Raw genomic sequence first — 5,873 nt, 5'->3', positions numbered from 1 at the left:
ACCAGCGTGGCGAACAGGTCCACCGAGAGGACGATCTGCCAGGGAAAGATGGCGAACGCGAGGCCGCCGAAGGACAGGACGCCGGTCCAGAGGTACATCAGGATGACGGCGGTCCGGTGCGAGTAGCCGATGTCCAGGAGCTTGTGGTGCAGGTGGCCCCGGTCCGCGGACCACGGCGACCGGCCGCGGGCAGTCCTGCGCACCACCGCAAGGCCCAGGTCCAGCAGCGGCAGGAAGAGCACGGCAAACGGCAACAGGATGGGAATCACGGTGGAGATACCGTTGACCCGGTCGTAGAGCCCGGAGGTGATCTGGCCGGTGGAGACAACACCGGCGGATGCCATCAGCAGCCCGATCAGCATGGCGCCGGAGTCCCCCATGAAGATCTTCGAGGGAAACCAGTTGTGGGGCAGGAAGCCCAGGCAGCTTCCCACGAGGACCGCCGTGATGAGGGTGGCAAGGTCCGAGTAGTCCAGCAGTACTGCGTTCCGGTGGACCCAGTAGGCCGTGAAGAAGAAAGCGGTGCCGCCGATGATGGCCACTCCGGCGGCCAGGCCATCCAGACCGTCGATGAAGTTGAACGCGTTCATGGTGGTGACGATCAGCCCGGCTGTCAGTACTACCCGGATTGTTTCGTTCTCCAGGTAGATGGGCTCCGGCACCCAGGGCACGATGGTCATCTGGACTCCCCAGACCGCTACGGTCAGGGCGGCTGCGCTTTGGCCGATGAGCTTGACCCACCACCGGATGTCCAGCAGGTCATCCGCCACGCCGACCAGGACGATCACGGCCGCTCCCGCGAGGACGCCCCACGGCGAGAAGTTGTTGCGGTAGATGTCTTTGACGAAGAAGGACTGGCTTGCCACGATCAGCGCCGTCATGATGCCGAGGAAGATGGCCACGCCGCCGAGCCGGGAAACAGGAGTGGAGTGCATGTCGCGGCTGCGGATGGGCAGGTGCAGCTCGAGCCGGTGGCCCACCACGCGGGCGGCCCAGGTGGCGGCGTAGGACACGACGGCGGCCGTCAGGCCCATGAGCATGTACATGATCATGGGGTGCTGGTCATTTCAGGTGTGGTGGTGAAGCAGGGCACCGGCGTTGGCCTTTGCCTGGTGGTGGGTGGGCTCACGGGCCGGGAATCTGTTCTTCGATAAATGAAACTTCTCCGTCGCCGAGCGCGCAGCAGGCAGTGCGTTTTTACGTGGACGCGGTGCCTTACAGGGCTGTATTACAGTGGACTCTAGTCAAAGATACTAGCGCCACCGGCTTCATGGCTTCGCGCCACACGGGCGCATTACGAGCGGGGAAATCCCTGACAGCCATGCTGAAAGGACCCCCATGACACCCCGCATTGCAGTCGCCGCCGTCACCTTCGACCGGCCCAGGGAACTGGCCGTGCTGCTGGATTCCATCAACGCCCAGACCGCCGCGGTGGACACAATCTGCCTGGTGGACAGCGGCACCGTCCCGGCCATGGACGTCGCCGCAGGACACGCCAATGTTGACTACGTCCGCTCGGAAGCCAACCTCGGCGGGGCGGGTGGATTCGCCCTCGCCGCACTGAAGGCAGTGGCAAGCGGCGCGCGGTGGATCTGGATGATGGACGACGATGCCGAGCCGGCTGATCCCGAATGCCTCGCCACACTGCTGCGCGAAGCTGAGGCACGCAACCTTGAGGCAGTGGTCCCGCTGGTGACAGCGCCTGGCCATCCGGACCGGCTGTCCTTTTTCTTCCGCCTGGACGGCAAGGTCACCCACGACCGTGCAGAGGTGGAGAAACGAGGCTTCCTGCCGAATGACGGGCACTTTTTCAACGGCGCCCTGATCCGCTCCGATGTTTTCTTCAAGGTGGGGCTGCCCGACATGCGCCTCTTCATCCGCGGTGACGAAGTGGATTTCACCATCCGGCTGCGCAAGGCCGGGATCCGGTTCGGAACGGTGACAACCACGGCCATCACCCACCCGCATGCATTTTCAGAGACGCAGCATGTCTTCGGAGCCCGCTGGCACGTCATTGTTCCGGAATCCGCCTTCAAGCGGTACTACTACTACCGGAACCGCGGCTACCTGATCCGCCGTTATTTCCGGGTCCGCTCGCTGGTGGCCGACGTCGGCGGCTACCTGGGCTACTTCCTCCAGCGCCGCGACCTTGCCGGGTTCCTTGGCTGGGCCGCATCGTTCAGCAAGGGCCTTCGGGGCAAGGGCTTTGCGCCGCTAGAGGACCAGAAGTTCTAGCTCCGGACTACAGTTCCGGCGTCACGCCCGGCGCTTCAGCCGCCGGGCGGCAAGGAGCCACAGCAGGACCCACGGCTCGCCGAACACGCGGTACGCCACCCGCTTGGGATGCAGGAGCAGCCGCCAGGCCCACTCCAGCCCAAGCCGGCCCAGCCAGCGGGGGGCGAGTTTCTGGATTCCTGCCAACTGCTCGATGGCGCCGCCCACGGCACAGTAGACGGCGGGCGGCAACGAACGGAGCCTGCGCTGGAGGACTTCCTCCTGCAGCGGCATACCCAGGCCCAGCAGGACCAGCTGCGGCTGCTCACGGTGGAGCCATGCAACTGCTGCTTCCTCCAGCTCCGCGTCCCAGCCTGCACCCGGGAAACCAGTGACACGCGCGCCGGGGACTATTGCCTGCAGCCTGCTGACCGCTCCTGCGTTGGCTTCCGCGCCGGCGCCCACCACGGCGATCCGCTCCAGGCCCCGCACCTGGTCCAGTGCCGGAAGCCAGTCCGTCGAACCCAGCCGGTAATCCATGACGGGGCCTTCGGCGTTGCCGGTCCTCCCCCACAGCCAGAGCACGGGGGCGCCGTCAAGGAGCACCACGTCGCTGCGCTCGTACAGGTTCCGGAAGCCGTCGTCGGACAGCGTGAGGGTGACGCTGTGCAGGTTGTGGCCAAGGACGGTCCGGGTGGATCCGTCCTGGATGTAGCGGCTGAGTTCCTCCACCAGCTCGGGAACCCGCAGCGGGGTGGCGTCGACCTCCAGTACCGGAATCTGCTGGCGCTCCAAAGTCATCAAGGCTGCGGATTCCCGGCCGGCGTGCCGGAGTCGGGCGTCGCCGGCTCCACCACGGATGAACCGGAGGCGCCCGACGCTTTCGGGGCGGGTACGGACGCCGGTTCCGCAACTACCGGTTCTTCCTCCGCCGGTTCCTCCTCGGCCATGGGAATCTCCCCGAGCCCCAGCACACCGGGAACATGCTCGCGCAGCTGGTCAAGGCTTACGGCGCCGTTGCGCACCACCCGCAGCCGGGGCCCGGTGGCGTCCACGATCGTTGAAGGCACTGCGGCTTCGCCTTCGGCGGGCCGGAAACCGCCCTCAAGGTAGACCTCCACGGAGTCGGCCAACTGCTCCCGGGCGGCTGCGGCGGTCTGCGCAGGAGCCTGCCCCGTACGGTTGGCGGAGGACACAGCCAGCGGCCCGGTGAGGGTCAACAACTCCTGGGCGATATCGTCGGCGGGCATCCGCAGCGCAACGGTTCCCTTGGTTTCACCGAGGTCCCAGTCCAGTGACGGCTGGGCATGCAGGATCAGGGTCAGACCGCCTGGCCAGAACGCTTCGGCAAGCTTCCGGGCGTCCGCGGGGACGTCCGTGGCCAGTCCGTCCAGGGCGTTGATGCGCGGGATCAGCACCGGCGGGGGCATGGTGCGGCTGCGCCCCTTGGATACCAGGAGCATGGTGACAGCCTGCGGCGAGAACGCGTCGGCAGCGATCCCGTAGACCGTATCCGTCGGGAACACCACGCACTTTTTCTCGCTGATGGCGCGCTGGGCGTGCTCCAGTCCCAGGGCGCGCTGATCGTCCGTACTGCAGTTATAGGTTGTGGTCACTGGCCTATTCTTTCATTCCGTAAGGTCTGGATCCGCGAGCACGGCGCTGGTGGCGCGCTCCTTGCCGTTGAGGTCCAGGTGCGTCGTAATCCTGCTCCACTTCCCTGCGCGGCCCATCATGGCCGCGATCCAGCCGGCCTGGACCTCCGCATGTTCCATGACGAAGTAGCCTCCCGGGCGCAGCAGCCGGGCAGCGGAGGCCGCTGCCGCCGTCGGAAGTTCCATGCCGTCCGCTCCCCCGCCGTACAGAGCCTCCGGCGGATCATGAAGCGCAACTTCGGGCTCGTTGGGAATGGCCTCGGCAGGGATGTACGGCGGGTTTGAAACCACGACGTCGAACGTTCCGTTGAGCTCCGGCAGTGCGTTGCGCAGGTCCCCCAGCACGAGATGGACGCCCAAGGGGGCGAGGTTTTTCGCCGCCCAGGCGTGGGCGAAGGGGCTGAATTCGACGGCGTGCACCTCGGCTCCGGGCACTTCATGCGCGATGGAGCCGGCGATTGCACCAGACCCGGTTCCCAGATCGACGATCCTGGGTGACGGGATGCCCTTGACATGGTCGATGACCAGCTGGACCACCGATTCCGTCTCAGGCCGGGGAATGAACACGCCCGGCCCTACCGCCAGCTCCAGGTAGCGGAAATGCGCCACTCCGGTGATGTGCTGCAGGGGTATCCGGCCGGCACGCTCCGCCACCAGGTCGGCGTACCCCTCGGGAGCCGGGGAATCACCCAGCATCATGGCGCGCAGCCGCCCCAGGCCGACCTTCAGGAGATGGTCGGCGAGGAGCTCGGCGTCAACGCGCGGACTGGGCACGCCGGCGTCCCGAAGGATGGCAGTGGCCTCACTGATCGCGGCAGCGAGGGACTGGCCTGGCCCGATGGTCATCCGTCGGGCTAGTCGCCGATGGCGTCCAGGCGTGCCTGTTCGTCCATCTCGATGGCGGACTGGATGACGGGCTCCAGGTCACCGTTCATGACCTGGTCCAGGTTGTACGCCTTGTAGCCCGTGCGGTGGTCCGCGATGCGGTTTTCCGGGTAGTTGTAGGTGCGGATGCGCTCGGAGCGGTCCATGGTGCGGATCTGGGACTTCCGCTGGGCCGAGTTCTCGGCGTCGATCTGCTCCTGCTGGTGCGCGAGGATGCGGGCCCGCAGGACGCGCATGCCGGCCTCGCGGTTCTGCAGCTGCGACTTTTCGTTCTGCATGGCCACCACGATGCCCGTGGGCAGGTGGGTGATGCGGACGGCGGAGTCGGTGGTGTTCACGGACTGCCCGCCCGGACCGGACGACCGGTAGACGTCGATTTTCAGGTCGTTCTGGTTGATTTCGAGCTCTTCGGGCTCATCCACCTCCGGCAGGACCAGCACACCGGCCGCGGACGTGTGGATGCGGCCCTGCGACTCCGTCACCGGGACGCGCTGCACACGGTGGACGCCGCCCTCGAACTTGAGCCGCGCATAGACGCCCTCAGCAGGATCGTTCGAGCTGCCCTTGACGGCCACCTGGACATCCTTGTAACCGCCGAGATCCGACTCGGTGGCGGAGATGATTTCGGTCTTCCAGCCACGTGATTCCGCGTAGCGGGTGTACATGCGCAGGAGGTCACCGGCGAACAGCGCGGCCTCATCGCCGCCTTCACCGCCCTTGACCTCAAGGATCACGTTGCGGGCATCATCCGGATCGCGCGGAATCAGCAGGCGCCGGAGCTTGGCGGCAGCGGCCTCCAGCGAAGCTTCAAGCTCAGGAACCTCGGCAGCGAACTCAGGATCCTCGTCAGCCATCTCCTTGGCCGCAGCGAGGTCATCGCGCAGTGCTTCCCACTTGTGATAGGCCTCAACAATGCCATTGAGCTGAGCCGACCGCCGCCCCAGCTTCCGGGCAAGCCGCTGGTCAGCATAAACAGCAGGATCCCCCAGCTGCGCCTGGATGGAATCATGCTCATCAAGCAGGCCCTGTACGGACTCAAACATTTTTCAAAACCTTTCGTTCTGTGCCCAGTTTAAATCAGGCACAAGAAGCGGCGCGCCACGGTGAGCGAGCCCCGCA

Annotated in this window: 6 protein-coding genes; 1 reads left to right on the top strand and 5 read right to left on the bottom strand. The window is 66.0% G+C overall.

Annotation, left to right across the window (positions count from 1 at the left end; translation table 11 throughout):
• Positions 1-1,052: MraY family glycosyltransferase (locus P2Q66_RS20705; protein ID WP_275731183.1), on the bottom strand; the 1,052-nt coding region annotated here is incomplete at its 3' end.
• 286 nt (positions 1,053-1,338) lie between these two features.
• Between P2Q66_RS20705 and P2Q66_RS20700 the strand changes: the two genes are divergently transcribed.
• Positions 1,339-2,235: a glycosyltransferase gene (locus tag P2Q66_RS20700; protein WP_275731181.1), complete on the top strand. Its 897-nt coding sequence runs from the start codon at positions 1,339-1,341 to the stop codon at positions 2,233-2,235.
• Positions 2,236-2,256: 21 nt separating this feature from the next.
• Here P2Q66_RS20700 and P2Q66_RS20695 read toward each other — a convergent pair whose 3' ends face one another.
• The 4 genes from P2Q66_RS20695 to prfA are packed head-to-tail and all read right to left on the bottom strand — an operon-like array spanning position 2,257 to position 5,797.
• Positions 2,257-3,015, bottom strand: coding sequence for a WecB/TagA/CpsF family glycosyltransferase (locus tag P2Q66_RS20695; RefSeq protein ID WP_079597667.1), 759 nt, complete (start codon positions 3,013-3,015; stop codon positions 2,257-2,259).
• Positions 3,015-3,830 (bottom strand): L-threonylcarbamoyladenylate synthase, encoded by an 816-nt coding sequence (locus P2Q66_RS20690; protein WP_275731179.1) that lies wholly within the window; start codon positions 3,828-3,830, stop codon positions 3,015-3,017. Before P2Q66_RS20690 ends, P2Q66_RS20695 begins: the two co-directional genes overlap by 1 nt.
• Before the next feature lie 12 nt (positions 3,831-3,842).
• Positions 3,843-4,715: a peptide chain release factor N(5)-glutamine methyltransferase gene (gene prmC, locus P2Q66_RS20685; RefSeq protein WP_079597665.1), complete on the bottom strand. Its 873-nt coding sequence runs from the start codon at positions 4,713-4,715 to the stop codon at positions 3,843-3,845.
• A gap of 8 nt (positions 4,716-4,723) precedes the next feature.
• Positions 4,724-5,797, bottom strand: coding sequence for a peptide chain release factor 1 (gene prfA, locus P2Q66_RS20680; RefSeq protein ID WP_079597664.1), 1,074 nt, complete (start codon positions 5,795-5,797; stop codon positions 4,724-4,726).
• Between the last annotated feature and the right edge of the window lie 76 nt (positions 5,798-5,873).

The sequence above is a fragment of the Arthrobacter sp. Cr_A7 genome (assembly GCF_029222765.1).
GTDB lineage: Bacteria > Actinomycetota > Actinomycetes > Actinomycetales > Micrococcaceae > Arthrobacter.
The sequence above is the reverse complement of the archived record's forward strand: the minus strand, read 5'-3'. Positions and strand labels throughout refer to the sequence as shown.

What these genes read in the sequence shown, in the direction of transcription:
- P2Q66_RS20700 (WP_275731181.1), top strand. Translation starts at nt 1,339, where the DNA reads ATGACACCCCGCATTGCAGTCGCCGCCGTCACCTTCGACCGGCCCAGG.
- P2Q66_RS20695 (WP_079597667.1), bottom strand. Translation starts at nt 3,015, where the DNA reads ATGACTTTGGAGCGCCAGCAGATTCCGGTACTGGAGGTCGACGCCACC.
- prmC (WP_079597665.1), bottom strand. Translation starts at nt 4,715, where the DNA reads ATGACCATCGGGCCAGGCCAGTCCCTCGCTGCCGCGATCAGTGAGGCC.
- prfA (WP_079597664.1), bottom strand. Translation starts at nt 5,797, where the DNA reads ATGTTTGAGTCCGTACAGGGCCTGCTTGATGAGCATGATTCCATCCAG.